The 23,307-nt window shown below is 60.0% G+C and carries 19 protein-coding genes; 11 read left to right on the top strand and 8 right to left on the bottom strand.

The features are described from left to right. Nucleotides 1–92 precede the first annotated feature (92 nt). From AC3WMT_RS00385 to AC3WMT_RS00375, 3 genes are all read left to right on the top strand, one after another. Nucleotides 93–1,205, top strand: coding sequence for an alkene reductase (locus AC3WMT_RS00385; protein WP_103301976.1), 1,113 nt, complete (start codon nt 93–95; stop codon nt 1,203–1,205). Nucleotides 1,206–1,673: 468 nt separating this feature from the next. Continuing rightward, nucleotides 1,674–2,972, top strand: coding sequence for an MFS transporter (locus AC3WMT_RS00380; protein WP_103301975.1), 1,299 nt, complete (start codon nt 1,674–1,676; stop codon nt 2,970–2,972). A 184-nt stretch (nt 2,973–3,156) separates the two neighbouring features. After that, entirely contained in the window at nt 3,157–3,969 is an 813-nt protein-coding gene (locus tag AC3WMT_RS00375; protein ID WP_103301974.1) for a DUF1206 domain-containing protein, read from the top strand. Between the two features lie 179 nt (nt 3,970–4,148). Here AC3WMT_RS00375 and AC3WMT_RS00370 read toward each other — a convergent pair whose 3' ends face one another. Beyond that, nucleotides 4,149–4,658, bottom strand: coding sequence for a nucleoside deaminase (locus tag AC3WMT_RS00370; protein WP_008077533.1), 510 nt, complete (start codon nt 4,656–4,658; stop codon nt 4,149–4,151). Between the two features lie 31 nt (nt 4,659–4,689). Continuing rightward, nucleotides 4,690–6,021, bottom strand: a complete 1,332-nt coding sequence (locus AC3WMT_RS00365) for a nucleobase:cation symporter-2 family protein (RefSeq protein ID WP_103301973.1) — start codon at nt 6,019–6,021, stop codon at nt 4,690–4,692. A gap of 227 nt (nt 6,022–6,248) precedes the next feature. Here AC3WMT_RS00365 and AC3WMT_RS00360 point away from each other — a divergent pair, with 227 nt between their 5' ends. Then, on the top strand, nt 6,249–7,163 hold the full coding sequence (locus tag AC3WMT_RS00360) for a LysR family transcriptional regulator (RefSeq protein ID WP_103302442.1): 915 nt from the start codon (nt 6,249–6,251) through the stop codon (nt 7,161–7,163). Between the two features lie 51 nt (nt 7,164–7,214). On the opposite strand, the gene AC3WMT_RS00355 is transcribed toward AC3WMT_RS00360, so the two are convergent. The 4 genes from AC3WMT_RS00355 to AC3WMT_RS00340 all read right to left on the bottom strand — a co-directional run bounded on the left by AC3WMT_RS00355 (nt 7,215) and on the right by AC3WMT_RS00340 (nt 13,544). Further along, complete coding sequence (locus AC3WMT_RS00355; RefSeq protein WP_103301972.1) at nt 7,215–10,304, bottom strand: efflux RND transporter permease subunit; 3,090 nt, start codon at nt 10,302–10,304, stop codon at nt 7,215–7,217. Beyond that, nucleotides 10,301–11,410: an efflux RND transporter periplasmic adaptor subunit gene (locus AC3WMT_RS00350; RefSeq protein ID WP_103301971.1), complete on the bottom strand. Its 1,110-nt coding sequence runs from the start codon at nt 11,408–11,410 to the stop codon at nt 10,301–10,303. The genes AC3WMT_RS00355 and AC3WMT_RS00350 overlap by 4 nt, the downstream gene beginning before the upstream one ends. Before the next feature lie 268 nt (nt 11,411–11,678). Continuing rightward, nucleotides 11,679–12,305 (bottom strand): TetR/AcrR family transcriptional regulator, encoded by a 627-nt coding sequence (locus AC3WMT_RS00345; RefSeq protein WP_103301970.1) that lies wholly within the window; start codon nt 12,303–12,305, stop codon nt 11,679–11,681. A gap of 72 nt (nt 12,306–12,377) precedes the next feature. Continuing rightward, nucleotides 12,378–13,544, bottom strand: coding sequence for an MFS transporter (locus AC3WMT_RS00340; protein WP_103301969.1), 1,167 nt, complete (start codon nt 13,542–13,544; stop codon nt 12,378–12,380). A gap of 94 nt (nt 13,545–13,638) precedes the next feature. Between AC3WMT_RS00340 and AC3WMT_RS00335 the strand changes: the two genes are divergently transcribed. Beyond that, entirely contained in the window at nt 13,639–14,544 is a 906-nt protein-coding gene (locus AC3WMT_RS00335; protein WP_103301968.1) for a LysR family transcriptional regulator, read from the top strand. Between the two features lie 121 nt (nt 14,545–14,665). Continuing rightward, a complete protein-coding gene (locus AC3WMT_RS00330) occupies nt 14,666–15,184 on the top strand; it encodes a hypothetical protein (RefSeq protein WP_256583434.1) in 519 nt (172 codons plus the stop codon). Between the two features lie 198 nt (nt 15,185–15,382). On the opposite strand, the gene AC3WMT_RS00325 is transcribed toward AC3WMT_RS00330, so the two are convergent. After that, nucleotides 15,383–16,597, bottom strand: coding sequence for an aldose 1-epimerase family protein (locus AC3WMT_RS00325; RefSeq protein ID WP_103301967.1), 1,215 nt, complete (start codon nt 16,595–16,597; stop codon nt 15,383–15,385). Nucleotides 16,598–16,936: 339 nt separating this feature from the next. Between AC3WMT_RS00325 and AC3WMT_RS00320 the strand changes: the two genes are divergently transcribed. Beyond that, nucleotides 16,937–17,365, top strand: coding sequence for a hypothetical protein (locus AC3WMT_RS00320; RefSeq protein WP_103301966.1), 429 nt, complete (start codon nt 16,937–16,939; stop codon nt 17,363–17,365). A 260-nt stretch (nt 17,366–17,625) separates the two neighbouring features. Further along, a complete protein-coding gene (locus AC3WMT_RS00315; protein ID WP_103301965.1) occupies nt 17,626–18,087 on the top strand; it encodes a hypothetical protein in 462 nt (153 codons plus the stop codon). A 16-nt stretch (nt 18,088–18,103) separates the two neighbouring features. On the opposite strand, the gene AC3WMT_RS00310 is transcribed toward AC3WMT_RS00315, so the two are convergent. Beyond that, nucleotides 18,104–19,348, bottom strand: a complete 1,245-nt coding sequence (locus AC3WMT_RS00310; RefSeq protein WP_103301964.1) for an MFS transporter — start codon at nt 19,346–19,348, stop codon at nt 18,104–18,106. A gap of 228 nt (nt 19,349–19,576) precedes the next feature. Between AC3WMT_RS00310 and AC3WMT_RS00305 the strand changes: the two genes are divergently transcribed. The 3 genes from AC3WMT_RS00305 to AC3WMT_RS00295 all read left to right on the top strand — a co-directional run bounded on the left by AC3WMT_RS00305 (nt 19,577) and on the right by AC3WMT_RS00295 (nt 23,294). Further along, nucleotides 19,577–20,509 (top strand): AraC family transcriptional regulator, encoded by a 933-nt coding sequence (locus AC3WMT_RS00305; protein WP_103301963.1) that lies wholly within the window; start codon nt 19,577–19,579, stop codon nt 20,507–20,509. Nucleotides 20,510–20,586: 77 nt separating this feature from the next. Continuing rightward, complete coding sequence (locus AC3WMT_RS00300) at nt 20,587–21,042, top strand: (2Fe-2S)-binding protein (protein ID WP_103301962.1); 456 nt, start codon at nt 20,587–20,589, stop codon at nt 21,040–21,042. Continuing rightward, on the top strand, nt 21,042–23,294 hold the full coding sequence (locus AC3WMT_RS00295) for a xanthine dehydrogenase family protein molybdopterin-binding subunit (protein WP_103301961.1): 2,253 nt from the start codon (nt 21,042–21,044) through the stop codon (nt 23,292–23,294). The genes AC3WMT_RS00300 and AC3WMT_RS00295 overlap by 1 nt, the downstream gene beginning before the upstream one ends. Nucleotides 23,295–23,307 lie beyond the last annotated feature (13 nt).

Here is a 23,307-nt window from a genome sequence, read left to right as displayed (position 1 = left end):
ATCAGCCCCGCTACACCCGGTTAAGTTAGCGCCACTGGTTCGCGGCACCGCTGCCGCGCTTGAATTCCCTCTATTGATATCTGGAGCTACCCATGACCCGTCGCCTGTTCCAACCCCTCGCACTCGGTCCTTACACCCTCGCCCATCGCGTGGCGATGGCGCCGTTGACGCGCTCACGCGCCGGCCAACCGGGGGATGTGCCAACGTCCATGAACGCCGAGTATTACCGCCAACGGGCCAGCGCCGCACTGATCATCACCGAGGCCACGCAAATCTCCCGGCAGGCTCAGGGTTACGCCTGGACGCCAGGCATCTACAGCCCTGAGCAGGTCCGTGCGTGGCGTGACGTCAGCGCGGCGGTGCACGAGGCCGGCGGTCTGATCTTCATGCAACTGTGGCACGTCGGCCGGGTGTCCCACCAAAGCTTTCAACCCGATGCCGGCCTGCCGGTTGCGCCTAGCGCGTTGCCGGTGCCCGGCAAGACGTTTATCGTCGACGAAAACGGTAACGGCGTTTGGGGTGATGTGCCGGTGCCGCGCGCGCTGGAAACCGCGGAAATCGCCGGCATCGTCGAGGACTATCGAGTGGCCGCGCGCAACGCATTGCAGGCGGGCATGGACGGTGTAGAGATTCATGCCGGCAACGGTTACCTGCTCGATCAGTTTCTTAACAGCAACAGCAACCAGCGTGACGATGCCTATGGCGGCAGCGTGGAGAATCGCGCACGGTTTCTGCTGGAAGTGGTCGCGGCCGTGGCTGAAGAAGTCGGCGCCGAGCGAGTCGGCGTGCGCCTGACGCCGATGGGCCGCTTCATGGGCATGGGCGATGACACTCCGGAGGCAACCTTCGGCCACCTCGTCGAAGCGCTCAATCAATGGAATCTGGCGTATCTGCACTTGGTCGAGCCGGCGATGGTCGGCACAGTCAAGGATGAAAATTTCGACCCGCGCTGGGACGCGATCATTGCCCAATTGCGCAAGACCTGGAACGGCGTGCTGATCCTGGCGGGCGGCTACGATGCGCAATCTGCCGAACAGGCGCTGATTGCCGATCGTGCCGACATCATTGCATTCGGCCGCCCGTTCCTGGCCAACCCGGACCTGCCGCGTCGGCTTCACGATGGCCTGACACTCAACGCGCCGGACCCGAGTAGCTTTTTCGGCGGGGATCAGCGTGGGTACATTGATTATCCATTTCATGCTTGAGGCTGGAGAGCCTGTCCGGATTGAGCGACCCAGAGAATAAATTGCGGTTTGAACTACAGCATTGCGAATGGACGGCAGACGCTGCGAAGCGCTCTGCCGTTTTTTTGCCAAATTGGGCAAGAGCCTTGAAGGCTTCGGGCTCGCTGCCGTGAGCGACATCAACCGACGTTAGAACTTTGCAGTGTCATTGATCAACTGCAGTGGGGGCCTCGAGGCTTTTCACCTGCGTCCAACCGTCGCAGCCAACAGCCATTGGCAAATTCCGTACAAGCCTTAGAATCCCGCGCAATCTTGCAGGCGCCGAAACCGGTGACTGACGTCTAGCTGAATGCCTGGGCACACCTCGCTGATGGGTGTCCGGCTCTACAACCCTGCCCGTTCGGCGGGCACTCGCATCACACACTTTTTCGGCTTGGCAATCACCTGCGCAGAGGCGCACGTTGTGCTGTTCGATCTCCAGAGGTTTTTATGTCTCCGCGTTTGCTGGCCATGGCGCTGGCGCCCCTGCTCGGGCTGTTCATTGTTGCCCTGGGCAACGGTTTTCTGTCTTCGCTGACCACCCTTCGACTGGACGCCGCCGGTGCCTCGGCGACGATGATCGGTGTGGTTTCATCGGCCTACTTTATCGGTCTCACGCTAGGCGCCGTGTTCAATGACCGCTTGATTCTGCGCATCGGCCATATCCGCGCCTACGGCAGCTTTGCTTCGCTGATCGCCGTGACCATCCTGCTGCAGGGATTGTTCTATGACACTTGGGGCTGGTTCGCCCTGCGCCTGATCAACGGCTGGGCCACGGTCGGCGTATTTCTGGTGATCGAAAGCTGGCTGCTGCTGGCGGGCGACGCGAAGATCCGCGGCCGCTTGCTCGCGCTGTACATGATCGTCTTGTATGGCGCCGGTGTGCTTGGGCAGGCAACGTTGGGCAAAATTACTGGATTGAGCGACAGCGCACCGTTCATGGTCGCCGGCATGCTCGCCTCGCTGTCGGTGTTGCCGATCGTGATCCTGCCGCGCGTGTCGCCCCTGCTCGATCAGGTGGAACCGCTCAAACCACGGCAACTGCTGGGCGTCACACCGACCGGGCTGGTCGGCTGTTTCGGCTCGGGTGTCAGCATCGCGGCGATTTACACTTTGCTGCCGTTGTATCTGCAGCGCAGCGGCCTGAATGTCGGTGAGGTCGGCAGCATGATGGCGTGGACAATCCTCGGCGCCATGCTTCTGCAATACCCGGTCGGACGCTGGTCCGACCGCAAGGATCGTTTGCAGGTGCTTACCCTGCTGACGGGGGCGTGCTCGGTGTTATCGCTGGTGATCGTCCTGCTTCCTTTGTCCCCAACCCTGCTCGCCGCGATGTTGTTTCTGCTCGGCGGCGGTGTATTCGCGCTTTATCCGGTTGCCGTCAGCCACGCCGCCGACCGCGCCCCTGCCGAAGCGTTGGTGCCGATGATTCAGGGTTTGCTGCTGATTAACTCACTGGGGTCGGCGATCAGTCCGATGATGATTTCGCCGGTGATGAACTCGTTCGGCGCCAATGGCCTGTTCTGGGTATTTGCGCTGGTCAATCTGTGCATGGTCACCTTTTTCTTGTGGCGACGCGGTAAACGCCCGGTTCCGGCCAATCCCGCACCTTTTGCGGCGGCAGCGACTTTTTCGCCGACAGGGGCGGAACTGCGTGTGACCGAAGATCTGCGTCAGGCCGTGCAGGAGCATCCGCCGATGGTGGATGCGTTGAGCGGCGAGCCTGCGCCGCAGTGTGATGCGCGATAAGCGTCACGGCAGTTACCGCCATAGGCGATGCCCCGCTCGACGGAAGTCGCAATTTACTGCCAGGCGACCTTGAATAATCCTCATCGACTCGCAACACGTAACCAGGGTTTAAGCGCCTGGAAGGTGAATAGAACCCCTCCTGGCAAGAAGGGTCTGCTCTCTATGCCCTTTCAGGAATACACCCATGTCCGCGCAACACAGCCTTGTCATACTCGCCCGGGGAGGATATGCCGCTCGGGGAGTGTTGTATTTGATCATCGGTATCTTCGCATTGCTGGCAGCCCAGGACTCGACCAGAGCCAAAGACAGCCACAAGAGCCTTGAAGCTTTGCTCGGCCAGCCATTCGGCTATTTTTTAGTCGGACTTGTGGTGGCGGGTCTGCTCGCATTTGCGGCCTGGCGTGTCCTGCAAGCCACGCGCGATGTCGATCATCACGGCAAACAACTCAAAGGTCTGGTGATTCGCGCTGGTCTGTTGGCGGGAGGTCTGGTCAACGGGGCGCTGGCGTTTTTTGCGTTGGGCCTGCTCGTCAGCGGCATCCAGAGCTCGGGCGATGGCGGAGGGCAAACCAAAGACTGGCTGGCGCATCTCTTGTCGTGGAAACACTCGAACTTGTTGGTGTACCTGATCGCTCTCATTCCGCTTGGGGTGGGCATTGCTCACATCATCAAGGGCTGGAAAGCGTCGTTCGTACAATATTTCGAGGCCGACGAAGATGTCATGCGCTATGTCCGTCCGGTATCCCGGTTCGGTCTGATAGCTCGCGGCGTGGTATTCATCGAGATTGCCGTGCTGCTGGCAATCAGTGGTTCCGCTTATCAGGCCATGGATCCACCGGGGATGAAGGAAGCACTTGATGCGCTGCAGAATCTACCCGCAGGTTGGCTGATTTTGATGGTGATGGCGCTGGGGCTGATTGCCTTCTCGGTCTACAGTTTTTCTGAAGCGTTCTGGCGCAAGATCAATATGGATGTGCCAGGCGTGTCCGGTCATTAACGTGTGGCACCGGGCAATCAATTTCTCGGATCAGGATAATTACGTTTTTCCCCTGCGGTTGGCGATCATCAGCGTCGGCCCTTCATTCATTTGATTGAAGGGCCATCCCATGGATCGACCTGCGAATCACCAGGAGCAAGAACGCGGCGCGGGGATAGCGACTTCCTGCACGTTGCGCGTTATGACCAGAACCCTTTGTGCGGTTCAGCCGCCTCCCCCTCCAGCATCGGCCCCAATACACTGACCTTGCGTTGCCCCTTGGCGAACACCTCGCGGCAAGGTAAGGAGAACGTCGGATTCTCCGGATGATCCCCCGTCAACCCCAGCAAGGCATGTTCCGACAAGGCATACACCACCCGCCCGATCCCGGTCCAATACACGGCGCCGGCGCACATGCAGCAAGGTTCGGCGCTGGTGTACAGCGTGCACAGTTCCAGCTCCTGCGGCGACAGCAGTTTTGCCGCTGCCGCCGCTGCCACCAACTCCGCATGCTGAGTCGGATCGCCTTCCGGGGGCATCGAGTTATTGCCTGCTTCGACAATCACCTTGCCGTTACGGTCGGCCACCAATGCCGCGAACGGATGGCGACCGCGCTGTTTCGATGCCTCGGACAAGGCGATGGTTTGGCGCAGTAACGTCAGATCAAGCTCGCTGACGCCGGCCGGGATGAGTTGAGTGAATTGATTCATGGGTAACTCCTGGGCAGTGGAAAACAAACAATTATTCGGCCAGTTCAGCGCCGATGGTTTCGGTCGATTTTTTTTCGTTGTTAAGCAGGATGTTGAGGACGATGGCGGTGATCGCACCGAGGAAAATCCCGCTGTCGAGCACCAGTTTCAGGGTCGGGCCGACATGTTCGAACAGCGCCGGACAGGACATCGGTAGTACCCCGACACTCACCGACACGGCGACGATAATGCCGTTGCGCGTCCCCTCGAATTGCACCCGCGACAGTTCCTGAATCCCCGCCACCGTGGTCATGCCGAACATCACGATCGCGCAGCCACCGAGCACCGGCGTCGGCACTGCGGCGATCAACGCGCCGAGTTTCGGGAACAGGCCCATCAGCACCATGATTGCCCCGGCAGCGGCCACGACGAAACGGCTTTTAACGTTGGAAAGCGCGATCAAACCGGTGTTCTGGGTGAAGGCGTTGTAGGGAAAACTGTTGAACAGGCCGCCAAGCATGGTCGACAAGCCGTCGGCGCGAAACGCGTTGCCAAGGGTCTGTTGCGTGGTCGGTTTGCCGGTCAATTTGCCAATCGCCAGACAGTTGCCGGTGGTCTCGGCCATGATCACCAGCATCGCCAAAGTCATGATCAGAATCGGCACAGGCGCGAATTCCGGTGCGCCAAATGCCATCGGCGCACTCAGTTCAAACCACGCCGCTTCGCTGACCCGGTTGAAGTGAGTCATGCCGCAAGCCGCTGCGATCAGGCTGCCGACGAACAGGCCAATCAGCACGCTGAGGTTGCCGATGAAGCCCTTGAATTTGGCGTAAATCACCAACGTCACGCTGACCGTGGCCAAGCCCAGCAACAGGTTGGCGGGATTACCGAAATCCGCCGCATCGGGATTGCCGCCGCCCAGCCAGATCGCCGCCGCAGGCATCAGCGAGATGCCGATAATGGTGATCAGACTGCCAATCACCACCGGCGGAAAAAAACGCAGCAAGCGGCTGAACACCGGTGCCAGCGCGATGGTGATAAAGCCCGCGGCGATCACCGCGCCGAAAATCTGACTGAGGCCGAACTCTTTACCGATCATGATCATCGGCGCCAGGGCAATGAACGAGCAGCCCTGAATCAGCGGCAGACGCGCGCCGAATTTCCAGAAACCGAGAGTTTGAATCAGCGTCGCCACACCCGAGGTCAACAGGTTGGCGTTGATCAGCAACACCACCTGCGCTGAGGTCAGCCCCATTGCACTGCCAAGAATCAGCGGCACCGCCACCGCTCCCGCGTACATCACCAGCACATGCTGCAAGCCAAACGTGAACAACTGTCGTAGTGGCAAAACCTCGTCCACCGGATGAATGCGTTGTGTGGTCATTTCACACGCTCCTGAAGGTGCGGCATCTGTTGAGATCGCGGGCATGCTCAGGGGCGTTTGAAAGTCAGATCCGCCCCGGAGATCGTTTGACGCGGGGCCATATTTGGACGTTTATTACGATGAAACAAATTAGCAACCATCGCTTTTTTCGATGGCGCACACACGGCACAATCAACCATTCGCTCGCTGCCAAAAAAATCATTGCCTTCGACCCGGGAGTCCACCGCTTGCGCTTCTCACTCGATCAACTGTTGATGTTCGTCCAGGTGGTCAAAAGCGGATCGTTTTCCGCCGCCGGGCGCACACTGGGCAAGACCCAATCGACCATCAGCGCGGCGATTGCCAACCTCGAAACCGACCTTGGCGTCGACCTGTTCGACCGCAGCAACCGCAGCCCCGCCCTCACCGCCAGCGGCCACAAATTGCTGGTGCAGGCCGAAGCCGTGCTCGAACGCTGCATGACCTTCGAAGCCCACGCTGACTGCCTTTCGGACAACGTCGAAACCAGCCTGACACTGGCGATTGAAACGCCGTACGGGCCGATCATGCCGGTGCTCAAAGCCTTCGAAGCCGCGTTCCCCTTTGTCGACCTGATCATCCGCCATCCGGTTTACGGCGACGTTAGCGAACTGGTCAGCAGCGGCGAAGCGGTACTCGGTGTGGCGTTCTCACAGCCCGGCTATCCCAAGGAGCTGGCGTTCCAGCAACTGGGCAAACTGATCATGCTGCACGTCTGCCACCCCGAGCACCCATTGGCGCAACTCGATAACGTCACGTTCGACGACCTGCACGTCCATCGGCGCCTGGCCTTCAGCGCCCACGCGAGCAAACTGCCGAGCAGCGAATACCTGCGCTCGACCCAGTTGTGGCAAGCGGAAAGCTATCTAGCGTTACTGGAAATGGTCCGCGCCGGGCTCGGTTGGGCCACCCTGCCCCGTCAACTTGTGCAGCGTGAACTGGCCAAGGGGGAACTAGTGGAGCTACAGCTCTCGGCGTATCCGCATACTGACTGGCAGATTGGTGTCGATTTGCTGTGGGCGCGGCAGCGGCCGCTGGGTAAAGCCGAACGTTGGTTGAAGGAGAAATTGCAGGGCAACAAGGTGTATGAACTGGATCGCAATGGGCAAATCACCACGCTTTGACGTGGGTACAAAGAGGCCCGTCAAAGCGGGCCTCGATTTCAGGCTTTGTCACTACGCCAGTTTGACTGTTTCAGGCTGAGTCTTGTGGTCAGGGCGGATCTTGAACCAGATGGAGTACATCGCCGGCAGGAACACCAGCGTCATGATGGTGCCAACGAACGTGCCGCCGATCAGGGTGTAGGCCAGCGTCCCCCAGAACACCGAGTGTGTCAGGGGCATAAACGCCAGGATGGCCGCAAGCGCCGTCAGCAGCACCGGCCGCGCGCGTTGCACCGTGGCTTCGACCACGGCATGAAAGGGGTCCAGACCTTCTTGCGTGTTGTGATGAATTTGCCCGATCAGAATCAGCGTATTGCGCATCAAGATCCCCGACAGCGCAATTAGCCCGACCAGCGCATTGATGCCAAACGGCTGATTAAAGAGAAGCAGCGTCGGCACCACACCAATCAACCCTAACGGCGAGGTGAGGAAGACCATGATCATCGCCGCGATCGAACGCACCTGCACCATGATGATCAGCAACGTCATGGCGATCATGATCGGCAGCAACGGCAGGATCGCCTTGCCCGCCTTGCCGGATTCCTCGATAGCCCCCGCCTGCTCTATCCGGTAACCGGAAGGCAGGGTCTCGATGATCGGCTGCAACTGCTTGAGGATCACACCCGAAACATCCGGTGGCTGCAGGCCTTCGGCAATGTCGCCACGCACGGTGATGGTCGGGGTGCGGTCACGGCGCCGCAGAATCGGATCCTCCATACGCACATCGACCTCGCCGATCTGCGACAAGGGGATGCGTTGTCCCGCCGCGCCGACCAGGGTGAAACCCTTTATTTGCGCGGGGTCGAGCCTGATATTGCCCGCCGCACGCCCGACGACCTGCACAGAACGAATATCCTCGCGGACCGCCGTGATCGGCACTCCGCTCAGGAGAAACTGCAGTTGCTGGGCGACCGCATTGGAGGTCAGCCCCACAGCTTGCAGGCGGTCCTGATCGAGACTGAAATGCAATGTCGGGGTCAGCGGCCCCCAGTCAGTGTTCACGGTTCTCATCATCGGGCTGTCTTGCAGCACGCCCCGGACCTGCTCGGCGATGTCGCGCAACTTCGCGGGATCTGGTCCCATCACCCGGTAGGCCACCGGAAACGGCGAATAAGGCCCAAACACAATTTGCGACGCCCTGAGACGGGCCTCCGGGGCGAGCCCTTCGGCAACGGCCTGACGAAAACGCAATTTGAGGGTTTCCCGCGCCGCCTCACTGTCCGTGAGCACCACGATCTTGGCGAACGATGGATCGGGCAGTTCTGGCGCCATCGCCAGGAAAAAACGGGGCGCACCTTGCCCGATGTAGGCCGTGACGATTTTTGCCTCACCCTGCTTGTGCAGCCAGGCTTCGACCTTGGCGGCCGTGGCGCTGGTCTGCTCGATCGAAGTGCCGTAGGGCATTTGCACTTCGATCATGACCTCGGGTCGGTCAGACGTCGGGAAGAACTGCTTTTTCACCAGGCCCATGCCCGCCGCCGCCACGAAGAACAGCGAGAAAACCGCTGCCGCGACCAGCCATTTGTGCGCAATAACCTGCGTCAGCACCCGGCGGAAGCGGTTGTAACGCGGCGTGTTGTAGATAGCCGCATGGCCACCTTCAACCTTCTTGATGTCCGGCAACAACTTCACGCCCAGATAGGGGGTGAACGCCACCGCAACGAGCCAGGACGCGATCAACGCGATGCCGACAATCCAGAACATGTTGCTGGTGTACTCGCCAGCAGTGGACTGAGCAAAACCGTTCGGCAAAAAGCCAATCGCAGTCACCAGCGTACCGGCCAACATCGGCGCCGCCGTATGGCTCCAGGCGTAGGCGGACGCTTTGATGCGATCGTAGCCCTCCTCCATTTTCACCACCATCATTTCAATGGCGATGATCGCGTCATCGACCAACAACCCCAGCGCGAGGATCAATGAGCCGAGGGTAATCCGATCGAAATTCTTGCCGGTGGCGGCCATCACCACGAACACGATCGCCAGGGTCAACGGCACAGCCGCGGCGACTACCACCCCTACTCGCCAGCCCATGCTGAGAAAGCACACGAGCATGACCACCAGCAGCGCGACAAAAAACTTGACCATGAACTCGCCGACAGCGGATTCGATATTGACCGCCTGGTCGGTGACCTTGGAAAGCGTCATGCCCAATGGCATTTCCACATTGATCCGCGCGGTCTGCGCATCCAGCGCCTTGCCCAGATCCAGACCGTTCCAGCCCTCGCGCATCACCACACCCAGCAGGAGCGCGTCTTCGCCGTTATTGCGCACAACAAAAGTGGCCGGGTCTTCGTAACCGCGTTCGACCGTTGCCACATCAGAAAGCTTGAGTGTGCGCCCCTGCACGAAGACCGGTGTGTCGCGAATTTTTTGCAACTTGTCAAAGGCGCCATCGAGACGCAGAAACACCTGCGGCCCGTTGGTTTCGATGGAGCCGGCGGGCGTCAGCACGTTCTGACTGTTGAGGGCGGCGAAGATGTCCTGCGGTGACAGGCCCAGGGTCGCCAACCGCTCATGAGAAAACGAAACGTAGATGCGCTCGGCTTGCTCACCAATGATGTTGACCTTCTTCACTCCCGGCACATGCAACAGACGCTGGCGCATGGCTTCGGCATCACGCACCAGCAAGCGCTGTGGCTCGCCTTTGGCTTTCAAGGCGAACAGCGCGAAAGTCACGTCGGAAAACTCATCGTTGACCATCGGCCCGATCACACCGGCCGGCAGCCTGATGGCTTCATCGTCGAGTTTCTTGCGTGCTTGATAGAACTCTTCCTGCACTTGCGAGGGCGGCGTGCTATCGAGCAACGACACCATCGTGAACGCCAGTCCAGGGCGGGTGTAGGTTTCCGAGCGGTCGTACCACTTGAGTTCTTGCAGGCGCTTTTCAAGGGGCTCTGCGATCTGATCCTGCATCTCCTGCGCCGTCGCGCCCGGCCACGCGGTAATGACGGTCAGCTGCTTGACCGTAAACGGTGGATCTTCCGCTCGACCCAGTTGAAAGAACGACAAAGTCCCCGCAACGGCAATCAGAAAAATCAGAAACACCGTGATCGCCCGCTCGCGCACGGCGATGGCCGAAAGATTGAAGCGCCCCTGACTCATGGACGGCTCCCGGCAACGCTGGCCGCGCTCTGCTGCGGCAATCGCACTTCTTCGCCATCGCGCAGCAGATGTGCGCCCAACGCTACAACCTGCTCACCGGCAGTGAGGTCGCCGGCGATGCGGGCGGAATCATCGCTCACCCCCAGCACCTGAACCGCTCGCCAGTTCACTGTTGCCGGTGTTCCGGCGATCACCCACACACCCGGACCTTTGCCCGGGTCGTAAACGGCGGCGATGGGGACTTGTAACGCCTGTGTCTGCGTGGCGCCTTCGGCAATGCTGAGGGTCACGGTCGCACCGATCGGCGCATTGGCCAGCGCGCCCTCAAGCACATAGCGCGCCTCAAACGTGCGGGTTGTACGGTCTGCGGAGTCTGAAAGCAGCCGCAGTTTTGCCGTCACCGCCGCTGAACTCACCCCATAGAGGCTCGCTTGCGCGGTAGAGCCAGCGGCCGGGCGCAGGGTTTCGGGCAGATGCACGATGGCTTCGCGTTGCCCTGCGCGGGCCAGGCGCACCACCGGTTGTCCCGGGCTGACCACTTGTCCAGGCTCGGCGAGTGTTTCCACCACCACGCCGTCCGCATCAGCGACCAGCAGCGCATAACCCGAAGCATTACGCGCTACGTCCGCCTGCGCTTGCGCGGCGTTGAGCTGCGCCTTGGCAGTCTCCGCAGCGGCTCTGTACTGGTCGTAGGCTGATGCCGAAATGGCGCCAACGCCGACCAGTTTGCGATAGCGAACCTCGTCGTCGGCTGTCTGTTTGGCGCTGGCGCGAGCAGCGATGACCGCCGCCTGCTGCGCCCGCGCTTGCAGCCCGAGATCAATCGGGTCGAGACGCATCAGCGGCTGCCCTCGCTTGACGACCTCCCCCGTATCAACCAGACGTTCGAGCACCTTGCCCGAAACGCGAAACCCCAGGTCGCCCTGCACGCGCGCCGCGACCACTCCGGTGAAAGAGCGAGCAACATCGGCTGATGCTTGAACGGCAGCGGATCTGACCAGCGGCGCCAGTGTGCGGGGATCTGCAACGCTGGAAGATTCGCCACAGGCAGTCAGGGCAAGAGGTAACAAGCATGCGGCAATGGGGAAATGTCGGAGCCGGCGCATAAATTCCCTTACTGAGGAATAGGATGATCATCATATTCTCAGTCTTGTGACCAATATCGTCAATAGTCACTTATCGAGAAATAACTGCATCCTGACCAGCAGCAATATTGGACTATCGATCGTCTGAAGATGCGACTCGCTATTGCTATGGTTACCTGACATCCAGACGTGCATGTAGTCATATCATTAATATGACCAATTCAGTCAATAGTCACTAAGAGGGTGTCGCCTGGAATTGATTCGCCTGAGAATTTTGCTCAGGGAAGGGTCAAGGCATGAGGCTGCGCAGGATGAGATTGGTGGTCAGCGTGGGCGCTTGCTCGATCAGATCCAGATTGTGTTGCAACAGCAGCGGGTTGACGAAAGGTCGCAGCGCCAGATTGATCGCCTCGACGGTCTCGTCCAGCGGCGTCTTGCGTTCGAACTCCCCCGCTTCTCGACCTTGACGCACGATGTCGAAGATAAAGCCCTTGATCTGCGCTTCATACACCTGGGCACTGTTCCAGCGCTCCGATGCGGAAAACGCCGCGATGTCGTAGAGCTTGCGATCGTTGAAGAACAGGTCCACACCCGTGGCGATCACGGTTTTCACCAATCGGCGCAAACGCTCGGTCGCTGAAATGGCTTCTGCGTTAACGGCCTGTTCGACAGCGGCAGCGATCTGGCCCAGACAATTGGCGCAAATGGCCTCGCCAATCGCCTGCTTGGAATCAAAGAATTTATAGATGTACGCTTTGGAAAAACCGATGGCCTTGGCCAAATCGGAAACCGTGGTTTTAGCGTAGCCATACTGGCTGAAGTGTTCGTTGGCCGCAGCGACAATCTGGTCACGAATGTCGTGCTCGGCGGGGCCACGAGTGCTCGGCGAGGAGGTAGATAGAGATGGCTGGTTCATGAGGGCAGCTTACTCACCCCATCAAGGACTGACAACTCGCCGAGCATTGTTCAACTGTTCACCGCGAGCTTGTCACACCACGGTGGCTGCAATCATTCTGGAACGCCAGGCAAACGCCAACACCATCAGCAGCCCCAGGCCCGCCATCGCCGCTCCGGCCAGGGAGATCGCCGGATAACCCAGCCCGCTGCTGATCACCGCACCGCCCAGCGCTGCGCCAATCGCGTTGCCGAAATTGAAGGCGCCGATGTTCACCGCCGAGGCCAGATTGGGCGCGTCCTTGGCCGCTTCCATGACGCGCATCTGTAGCGGCGGCACCAAAGCAAAGCTGGCGATACCCCAGATCAGGATGGCCACGGCGGCCGGCAGCGGCCAGCGCATCAGTACGGTGAACGCCAGCAAGACCAGAATCAGTACGCTCAGCGAGACGATCAGGGTGCGATTGATCGAGCGGTCAGCAGCCTTGCCGCCCCACATGTTGCCCAGCGTCAACCCGACACCGTAAAGCATCAGCATGGCAGTGATGTAAGCGGTGGACGCATGGGTCTCGCTGCTGAGGATTGGTGCGATGTAGGTGAAGACTGTGAACATGGCGCTCGAGCCGACCACGGTCAGGGCCAACGCGGCCAGCACCGGGCCGCGCCCCAGCACTCGAATTTCCGCCATGACACCGACGCTTTGCGGCGCCCGCACGTTGGGCAAGGCGAACCACAACGAGGCCATCGTCACCACGCCCAGGCCGGTAATGCCCCAGAAAGCGGTGCGCCAACCGAACAGTTCGCCAAACCAAGCAGCCAGCGGCACACCGCCGATGGTCGCCAGCGTCAGGCCCATGAACATCGCCGCGACCGCCCCGGCACGTTTCTCCGGAGCGACCAGGGTGGCGGCGACGACGGAGCCAACGCCAAAGAAGGCACCGTGGTTCAGTGAGGTTACGACCCTGGCGATCATGAGGCTGTAGTAATCGGTGGCCAACGCTGACATCAGATTACCGAGGGTGAAAATCGCCATAAGCCCGATCAGCAGAGAGCGCCGGGGAATCTTGCCGGTGGTCAGGGTCATCAGCGGTGCGCCGAGCAATACGCCCAGCGCATAAGCACTGACCAGCAAACCGGCAGCGGGGATGGAAACGCCCAGATCCGCAGCGATACCCGGCAACATGCCCATGGGGGCGAATTCTGTAACGCCGATGCCGAAGGCACCGATGGCGAGTGCAACAAGTGGTGGATTGATACGCATGGAAAGCTCCTCATCTATGCTGCCAATGCTACGATCCCGTCTTTTCAGGCGGTAGATAGCATTTTTGGCAATCACCTTTGCGTAGGAGGCACAAGTGGATTTCAACGGCAGGTCAGGTGAAATGAGCGTGTTCACCACCGTGGCGCAGGAAGGCAGCCTGTCGGCCGCCGCGCGTGCACTGGGCCTGACACCCTCGGCTGTCAGTCGGATCATCGCGCGCACCGAGCAACGGCTTGGCACCCGCCTGCTGTTGCGCACCACTCGAGCGATCACCTTCACCGCCGAGGGCGAAGCGTTCCTGCGCGGCGCCCGGCGGATCCTCGCCGACATGGACGAGGTCGAAGAAGCCATCGCCGATCAAGGCGTGCCCAGAGGAAGATTGCGGGTCAGTGCCGCCCTTGGCCATGGACGCCTGGCCATTGTTCCCTTGGTCGCAGCCTTCAGCGCGCGTTATCCGAACATCGTCGTCGACCTCACCCTTGGCGATGAAGTGGTCGATATTCTCGCCGGACAAGCCGACGTCGCAGTGCGCTTCGGCCACCTGCCCGACAGCCCGCTGAGCGCACGCAGGATCGGCACCACCGGCCAGGTCGTCGTGGCGTCGCCCGAGTATCTGCAGCGGCACGGCGCCCCGCAGGAACCGGAAGACCTGCTCCAGCACAACTGCCTGCGCTTCAATTTCAAGCGTGCCGAACCCAACTGGCCATTTATCCGCGATGGCAAAGCGTTTTCCCTGAAGGTCAGCGGCAACATCGAATGCAGTAGCGGTGAAGCGCTGGCACAACTCGCGCGAGTGGGCGCTGGCATTGCCCGTATCGGAGAGTTCAGCGTGAGTGAGGATCTGCAGCGCGGCGACCTGATTGCGCTGTTGGAAGCGTGGAACCCGGGGGATCAGGAACCGATTCATGCGGTGTTCGTCGGAGGCGCGGCGATGCCGGCGCGGGTGCGGTTGTTCGTGGACTTCTTGCTGGAGCATCACCGGATGTCAGCGCAGGTATAAGCTGATATTTGCGCAGCCGCATTGCGGATAATTCGGCGCGTGCGAATGACATCCCAAACAACAAGGTGCGGGGCAAGGAAGTCACCCCTTTCGTACATTTCGAAAGTATCTTTGCCTGGACTTGTTACTTTGGATCTACCTCGGTTGCTGGAATATCACGCTACCGCTGATCATCGTGCAGCGAGGAAGCCTGCTGGAGCTGGCCGCCTACGAAACAGCGCTCGCACTCGCGGCGATTATTTCGATGTTGTGTCTGGCGCCGCGTGTTGAGTCGATTCGCCGTAGTACGGCGCTCAAGGTGGGCTGTTTTGCGATCTTGATGGCCAGCGTATTGCGATATTTTTTTGCCGCTAACTGGTATTCGCTTGATGCGCTGATACTGATCGATGTTATCGCTGCATCAGCATTTGGAATGATCCAGCCTCTTTTGGGCATCTATCCTGCGGAAACCGTTGATAAACATCGTGCGGAGGCTGCATTTCGCGTCCGACGCATCGTTGTTACTGTTGGCCGGATTGCTGGGCCTTTGTTGGCGGGTATTGTGATTACGGTTTCCTCACTGGAGGTCTCACTGCTATCTGTGTCGATAGTCCATGCGTTCAAAAAAAGATATGGCACTTTAAAAAGTTCACACCTGTAAGCCTACAGGTTGTTCTGGCGGGCTTATGGTGAAAGTGGTCGTTTGGCAATGCTCTTTGGCAAAGGTGGCCGGTTAGTGCCTCTCGTGAGGATTAGAAATCCACTCAAGCCTGACCTTCGCCAAAGGCAGCAGTCGGCCAAGAGCCGACAGTCTCTGTCGTTGCGAGCAGCTCATCGGTCGACAATGCCCAGGTTGGAGTCACCCCTTGGTCAGATCAACCAACGGCGTCTCCCGCACCTCCGTCTCGCGCCCACCCTGAATCTCGCTCACCTGCTTCAAGGCCTTATCCACTGCCGCCTTATCCGCCAACAAGCTGTAGCTGATGCGGAACTGCTTGTGTTCCTTCGGCCCAATTGTCGGCACCAGGTTCAGTGGCCGCTGATAACGGCGGTTGTAGGAAAAACTTGTCCCCGGCTCCAGCCCCGTAACATAGCCCTGGCCTTGGGTATCGGTGTTTTTCCACAGGGAAAACACCGGCAGTGTCTGCGTATTGAAACCGACCGAAACGCCCAGGCTGCCGGCCTTGTTATGCAACACGGTCAACGTATCGCCCTTCGCATCGGCATACGGCACCACGTTGTAAACCGTTTCGTCGTAGTCCTTGGTCGGCGCGCGGTAGGTTTGCCATTCGGGCAGATCGCCCTTGGCCTTGTCGTTGAACGGCGACACTTGCTTCACCGGCGCGGCGAAACGAGCGCCCTGCTCCAGGAACGGGGTGCTGAAGTTACTGTGATACAGCGCCTGGTATTCCTTCGGATAGTCGCCGTTGTTGGTCAGGGTGTCGTTGAGGGCGAACACTACGCTGCCGGGTTCGGTGACCAGTTCCGTCGCGACGGAGAAGTCGACCTTCTTGAACGCCTGCTCTTTCAGTTCGCCGCGCAGGGTGATGGCGTACGGTGGTATTTCATCGATGTGCAGGGTGACTTTGTTTGCGGGAATGTTGGCGGCTCGACCGTGCAGGGTCAGCAGTTCGCCGTTGTCGACGCCGGGGTGGCCGACCCATTCGTATCCGCAGCGGGTGACCAGCTCATTGAAACCTTCCAACCAGCCCAAACCACCGCGGCCATTGAGTTCGATGAAGGACGGATTGACCACTTCCTTGACCGGCGAATCCCAGCCCATGCGCACATTGCCGACCGAGGCCTGCAAGACATTCATTCCCCGTGTCGGCACTACCGAGAGTTTCATCGTACCGTTATCGATGTCGACAATGCTGACGCCTTCCTGCCGACCGCCATGCAAGGTGCGCAGGCTAACGCTGAAGGGTTTATCGGTTTTTATGCCGAGTTGCTGGCTGGTGATCTGCCAGTTCTGGGCGGCTTTGTCGGTGTCGAGCAGAACGTAATCCCAGGCCATGGCGTGGGAGGCAGCGGACAGTGCGCTGAGGGCAACAACGAGTTTGAGCGGGGTCATGGCAGCAGCCTTTCTTGGAGTTGTGCGCTTTTTATAAACGTGATGAAACGTTTCAGCAAGCTTAAATGGCGATGCCACGCTGGTGTATGCCGAGAAAGATATCGATAACCCGGAAATCGAGTCGACACCCTGTCGCAAATCTGCCGCTAGCTTCTTCCGCTCTCTGGCAGCCACCGCCAAGGGCCCATTCGCCTAATGTCAGCAGACAGTGGCCGCTCAGGAACGTCCGCTATCGGCCAGAAGCTGACCGTCAGCATGCTCCCCTCGAAGGACTCCTGATCTATAGTCACTGAAGAATCCACAGGAAGCGGTGAAATTCAACTTGCAGGGAGCGTATGAATGACTCGATTGCAAACACTCAAGTTGATTCAGATAGCCATTGCCCTTCCAGCCTATACCGTACCTTCAAGCACTACATTCGTCTTCACTCTCTGGTTCACCATCACCTTGACGATCAACCTGTTCACCTCACAATCCTTTTCAGGTTGGGGGGTGATCATGTTGTGGCTTCTGCTGTCGCTGTTCTCGCAATGGGCATGCTGGAGCATTTTTTCCGACTCGCTGGAGGACAGCCCCTCTGTGCAACACCTGCCACTACTTTTACTTGGGGTTTTGTTAACACTGATTCTAGGTTTGAGTGCCTGGGTCCTTTTTCACATAGGCCTAATCTGGCTTATGTGCGGAACACAATGCATTGCAGCCGGCGTGCTTTTGACGATCAATTGTGTAAGGAAAAGACGTCAAACTGGCGACATGCTCAGTGAATGAGTTCATCAGGGGGGCGGCCCTTTGCTGAGAGTGGAGGCGTAAAGCAGGTGTTCTCTATCAGCCCATGCAACCGTTCTTCCACTGGATACAACAAAGCCCTGACTATTCAGGGCTTTGTCGTTTCTGGGGGACGCGCGACCTGCTCCACATGGGTGGATCGCTTGCGCAGCCCTCATGTAACCCGAAAACACGCCGATACCGTCCAGCAGCACGGAAGCACCGCAGCAGCACTGACTCCCTAGAAGGCAGGAACCCAAACAATGTTGGAACACCTCTGGCGCAACATCCATTCCCCGGACTACTTGCCCAACGTACTGGAGTGGATGCTCCATATTCTCCTCAGCCCGTTCATGGTGATCATGTGCCTGATGGTCGGCGCGCTGGCCGGCAAATGGTGGAGAGCACTGCCCTACGGCAGTCTGACTTGTTATGTGGTCTTTCTGAGCCGGTCTTCTTTCTATCGGTGGGAAAGCATTTTCCCCATAGCCGGCCTGCCTGCGCTGGCGATAGATGGCGCACTGCTTGCGCTGCTCGGCTTTTATTTGAAAGGCGCACTCAGAACCCGCGCAGAAGCAAAACCCGAAGGCCATTGGCTGCGCAGGCTTTATCAAGGCCTTAAGGTCGTCATGCGGACAGTCATGGTGATGTTCTGGGCAGTCGTCGTGCTGTTTGTTGTGATCTTCACTGTCTCGGTCGCTACCCAGCCGTCATTGGCGCATTGAGCAGCTTCCTGCTTGATCAGACAAATCGGGAACCAGCTTCGCCGGACACACCGCTCGAATGAGCTGCCGACTCAACAAGATGAACTTCCGTGGCATTGCGCCCCGCCAGCCAGGCCAGCACAGACGCGACAACCAACACCGCGGCGCTAAGCTCGAACGTAGCTTTGTAACCACTCAGATCAAAAGCCAGACCGCCAACGATTGCGCCGCCGGCGATCGCCAGTTGAACAATGGCCACGAGCAAGCCGCCTCCGGCCTCCGCGTCATCCGGAAGCGTTTGCGCCAGCCATGTCCACCAGCCGACCGGCGCGGCGGTGGCAACCAGTCCCCAGAGTCCCAGCAACGCAGCGGTCAGCAGCGGTGATTTGCCGTAGCTGACCAACGCCAGCGCGATGGCGGCCATGATCAGCGGGATGACGGTCAACGTGCGATAGAGGCCGCGACCCATAAACCGTTCGATCAGAAAGGTGCCGATAAAACCGGCCAGTCCCAGCCCCAGCAGCATGAACGACAACGTAGAGACACTGACGCCCGTCACGCCTTCAAGAAAGGGTCGCAGATAGGTGAACAGCATGAACTGGCCCATGAAAAACACGCTGACGGCGACCATGCCCAAGGCGACTGGCAATTGCTTCATCAGCCGCAGGACATTGCCGCTACCGGCCTGGCGCTCGACCTTGAACGACGGAAGACTGATCAGCAGCCAGACGGCGGCCAGCACGGCGACCGGAACGACGCAGAAGAATGCCCCGCGCCAGCCGATCAACGAGCCGAGAAAGCTGCCCGCCGGAGCGGCGATGACCGTCGCCAGCGCGTTACCGCCATTGACGATGGCCAGCGCTCGGGAAACCTGTTCAGGCTTCACCAGGCGCATAGCGGTCGCCGCCGAGAGTGACCAGAAACCGCCGATCGCAATCCCGATCAGTGCACGTCCGAACATGAATGACGGGTAGCCCGGGGCGAACGCGACGACCGTACCGGAGACGATCATCAACAAGGTCAGGCCCAGCAGCAACGTCTTGCGTTCGATGCGCGCGGCGACCGAGGCAATCAGCAGGCTGGTGATCAAGGCAAAGGCACCGGACACGGAAATCCCCTGCCCGGCCTGGCCTTCGGTGATGTGCAGGTCGGCCGCAATCGGCGTCAGCAGGCTGACGGGCATGAATTCTGAAGCGACCAGAGCGAATGCGGCCAGCGACATGGCCAGCACGGCGCTCCAGCCGCCTGTTCTTTTAGAAGGATCTGTAGAAGGAAACGTCATGAGAACTACCTGTGGTGCGAAAAACCTGTGGATGTGATGCGCAGGGGCAAGCAGTCAATCGCCCTGGCGGGCACTGTCCCTGTAACAGATAGACACATTCTCCCGGTCAATCCGGCGCTTCCCTAGTGCATTCCTCTTGAATGCTTGCCTGATCCTCTGGCGATGCAGGGTGATGGATAGGAAACGTCTCGCGCGCGGATTAGAGTTCGGTCAACAGGAGTGACCCACATGATCCCTACCCCCCTGCCCCAAGAATCGCCTTTGGCGTTGCACATTGATCCGCGTGTGAGCGTACCGGGTGACTTCGCCACGGCCATACCCGGGCTATCGCTGTTTCGTCGCGACCAACCGGCGCCGCCCGTGGTGTGCATGATCGAACCGAGCCTGATTCTCGTCGGTCGCGGCGAAAAGCGTTTGTGGGTCGGTGGTGAGGGTTACAGCTATGACCCTTCGCGGTTTCTGGTGACGTCGCTGGATCTTCCCGCCAACTCCGAAGTGACGCTCGCCAGTCCCGCCCAGCCCTGTGTCGGGCTGGTACTGAAACTGGATGTCAGCATGTTGGCCGAGGTCATCACCAAGAGCGGCTTGCCCGCCAAGCGGCAGCCAGCAACGGGCACGGGCGCCGCGATTGGCAGCCTGTCCTCTGCGCTGGAGGGCGCGCTCGAGCGCCTGCTGGCATTGCTCGATGAACCCGAGGCGATCCCGGTGCTGGCGCCGCTGATTCTGCGCGAAATCCACTATCGGCTGCTGCACACCGACCAAGGTGCGCGGCTGCGGCAGATCACGGCCGTCGATGGTCAGGGTTACCGCATCGCCAAGGCGATTGACTGGCTCAAGGTCAACTACACCGATGCCCTGCGCATCGACGATTTGGCCGCACGGGTGCAGATGAGCGCGCCGACCTTTCACCATCATTTCCGCCAGCTCACCGGCATGAGTCCGCTGCAGTACCAGAAGTGGTTGCGGCTGAACGAGGCCCGTCGTCTGATGCTGGTAGAACGCCTGGATGTTTCACGGGCGGCGTTTGCCGTCGGCTATGAAAGTCCTTCGCAGTTCAGCCGCGAATATGGCCGGCTGTTCGGCACCGCGCCGAGTCGTGACATCGCTCTCCTGCGCGGGCAGCCATTTGAAGCGGAAGCGCTCGGCACAGTCGCGAATTAAACGAAAACCGGTGATGCGCCTCGCCGCGTGTCACCGCTGATAACAATGCACGTCAACCGATGATCAGCGGGTGAATCATGGAACTACGAATCAACCAGAAGACCTACCAGGTCGATGCCGACGCCGATACGCCCTTGCTGTGGGTGATCCGCGATGATCTGGGCATGACCGGGACCAAGTACGGCTGCGGACTGGCGCAATGCGGCACCTGCTCGGTGCTGGTGGACGGCAATGTGGTGCGCTCGTGCGTTACGCCGGTGGCCGGTGTGGTAGGCCGCGAGGTCACGACGATTGAGGCCATCGAAAGCGATGAAGTGGGCAAACGGGTGGTCTCGACCTGGGTCGATCTGCAGGTCGCACAGTGCGGTTACTGCCAGTCCGGGCAGGTGATGGCCGCCACCGCGCTGCTCAAACAGAACCCCACGCCGAGTGATGCGCAGATCGACGCGGCGATGGTCAATCTGTGCCGCTGCGGGACTTACAACGCCATTCATGCCGCCGTGCATGAACTGGCCGGCAAGGGAGACGCGTGATGACTGTTCGCATCGACCCTTCACAGCAAGCCTCGGTACTGGATCTGCACGAACCGATCAATGTATCCCGCAGGCGTTTTCTGACCGGGACTGCCGTCGGCGCGCTGGTCCTCGGTTTCGGCCTGCCGCTCGGTACAACACGCGTGCAAGCGGCTGCGGCAACGACGACGGCCGAGCGCGGCACGCAGGTCCCGGCGTTTCTCGAGATCCGTCCGGACAACCGCGTGCGTCTGCTCTGCCCGTTCATGGAAGGCGGGCAAGGTACGTTCACCGCGATGGCGCAAATCGTCGGTGAAGAACTGGACGCCGACCCGGCGACCTTCCTGGTCGAAGCCGCACCGCCCGGCGAAGCCTATGTAGTATTGGAGAACGGCATGCGCATCACCGGCGGCAGCATGTCGGTGCGCATGAGTTACCCGGTCATGCGCCGCCTCGGCGCCCTCGCCCGCGCCATGCTGCTGCAGGCGGGCACGCAACAACTTGGCGTGCCAGTCCGCGAGTTGAGCACCGAGCCTGGCAAAGTCGTGCATGCCAAGTCGGGCCGCTCGTTGGCTTACGGAGAATTGGCCGAGCGCGCGATGGATCTGCCGGTTCCCGATCCGGCTTCGGTGCAACTGCGTGATCCGAGCCAGTTCCGCTGGATCGGCAAACCGGTGAAGCGTCTCGATGCTTACGACAAGTCCACCGGCAAAGCGCTGTACAGCATCGATCTGAAAGTCGACGACATGCTCCATGCCGCCGTGCAACATGCCCCGCGCCTGGGCATGACGGTCGGCAACCTGCGCAACGAAGACCAGGTCAAGGCAATGAAAGGCGTGCATTCCGTGCATCGTCTGCCGGGCGCCGTGGCGGTTGTCGCCGAGCGCTGGTGGCACGCCAAACGTGCGGTCGAGGCGATTCAGGTCGACTGGCAAGAACCAACGGCCGAGAGCAAAGTGCGGCCGATGCCCGCCGACTTTTCCAGCGATGCCTGGTTCAAGCGCCTCGCTGAAGATAAGGGCCCTGCCAAGGATGATGAACATGAAGGTGATGTGGCTGCGATTCTCAAAGAGACCAAGACCCGGATCGACGCCACTTACCACAACCAATACCTGAACCACGGCCAACTGGAGCCGCCTTCAGCCCTTGCCCGATTCAATCCGGACGGTTCGCTGGAAGTCTGGCTGCCGAATCAGGCGCCGGACATGTTCCGCGCCGACATCGCCAAACGCACGGGCCTCGATCCGTCGCGCATCATCTTGCATTCACCGCTGCTGGGTGGATTCTTCGGTCGGCATTTCCTCTACGATTCGGCCAGTCCCTACCCTCAGGCGATCGCGCTGGCGAAAGCGGTTGGCCGCCCGGTCAAACTCATCTGGAGTCGCGAGGAAGAGTTCCTGCGTGATGTGCTCCGCCCGGTTGCAGCGGTGAATTTCCGTGCCGCGCTGGACAACGACGGCTGGCCGCTGGCAATCGAAGCGATCAGTGCCACCGAAGGTCCGACCGAGGCCCTCGCCGGCAAGCAAGGTGAAAAGCTCGACCCGACGGCGCTTGAAGGCTTGTCGGGCAAGTCTTATGCGATCCCCAACAAGCGCATCGCGCAGATCTACGTCAAAGGCCCGGCCATGCTCGGCTACTGGCGTTCGGTGGGCAATTCCCTTAACGACTTCTTCTATGAATCGTTCCTTGATGAACTGGCCGACAAGGGCGGCAAAGACCCGTTCGACCTGCGCCTGCATTTGCTGCGTGACAACAAACGGCTGACCACCTTGCTGCAAGCAGTGGGTGAACTGTCGGGCGGCTGGAAGCGCGGTCCGTTTACCGCCGAGGATGGCAGCCGACGTGCGCGTGGCGTGGCCATGGCTTCGCCGTTCGGTACAGAAACTGCGGTAATCGCCGAGGTGTCCATCGAGAACGGCCAGGTCAAGGTGCATGACATCTGGCAAGCGATTGACCCGGGCAGCATCGTCAACCCGGCAATTGTCGAGGCGCAGGTCAATGGCGCCGTGGCGCTGGGGCTGTCGCAAACCCTGGTGGAAGAAGCCGTGTGGGTGGATGGCAAACCCCGGGCGCGCAACTACGACTTGTATCCGATCCTGCCGCCTGCGCGGATGGCACGGGTACACGTGCGTGTGGTCGAGAGCGGGGAAAAAATGGGTGGCATCGGTGAACCACCGTTGCCAGCGGTCGCCCCCGCCGTCGCCAACGCGGTGGCGACGCTAACCGGTCAGCGGGTGCGCAGCCTGCCCATGAGCCGCCACACCTTCACTTGATCAGCGCCGGAGC

Source organism: Pseudomonas sp. FW305-7 (assembly GCF_058786735.1).
The sequence above is the reverse complement of the archived record's forward strand: the minus strand, read 5'-3'. Positions and strand labels throughout refer to the sequence as shown.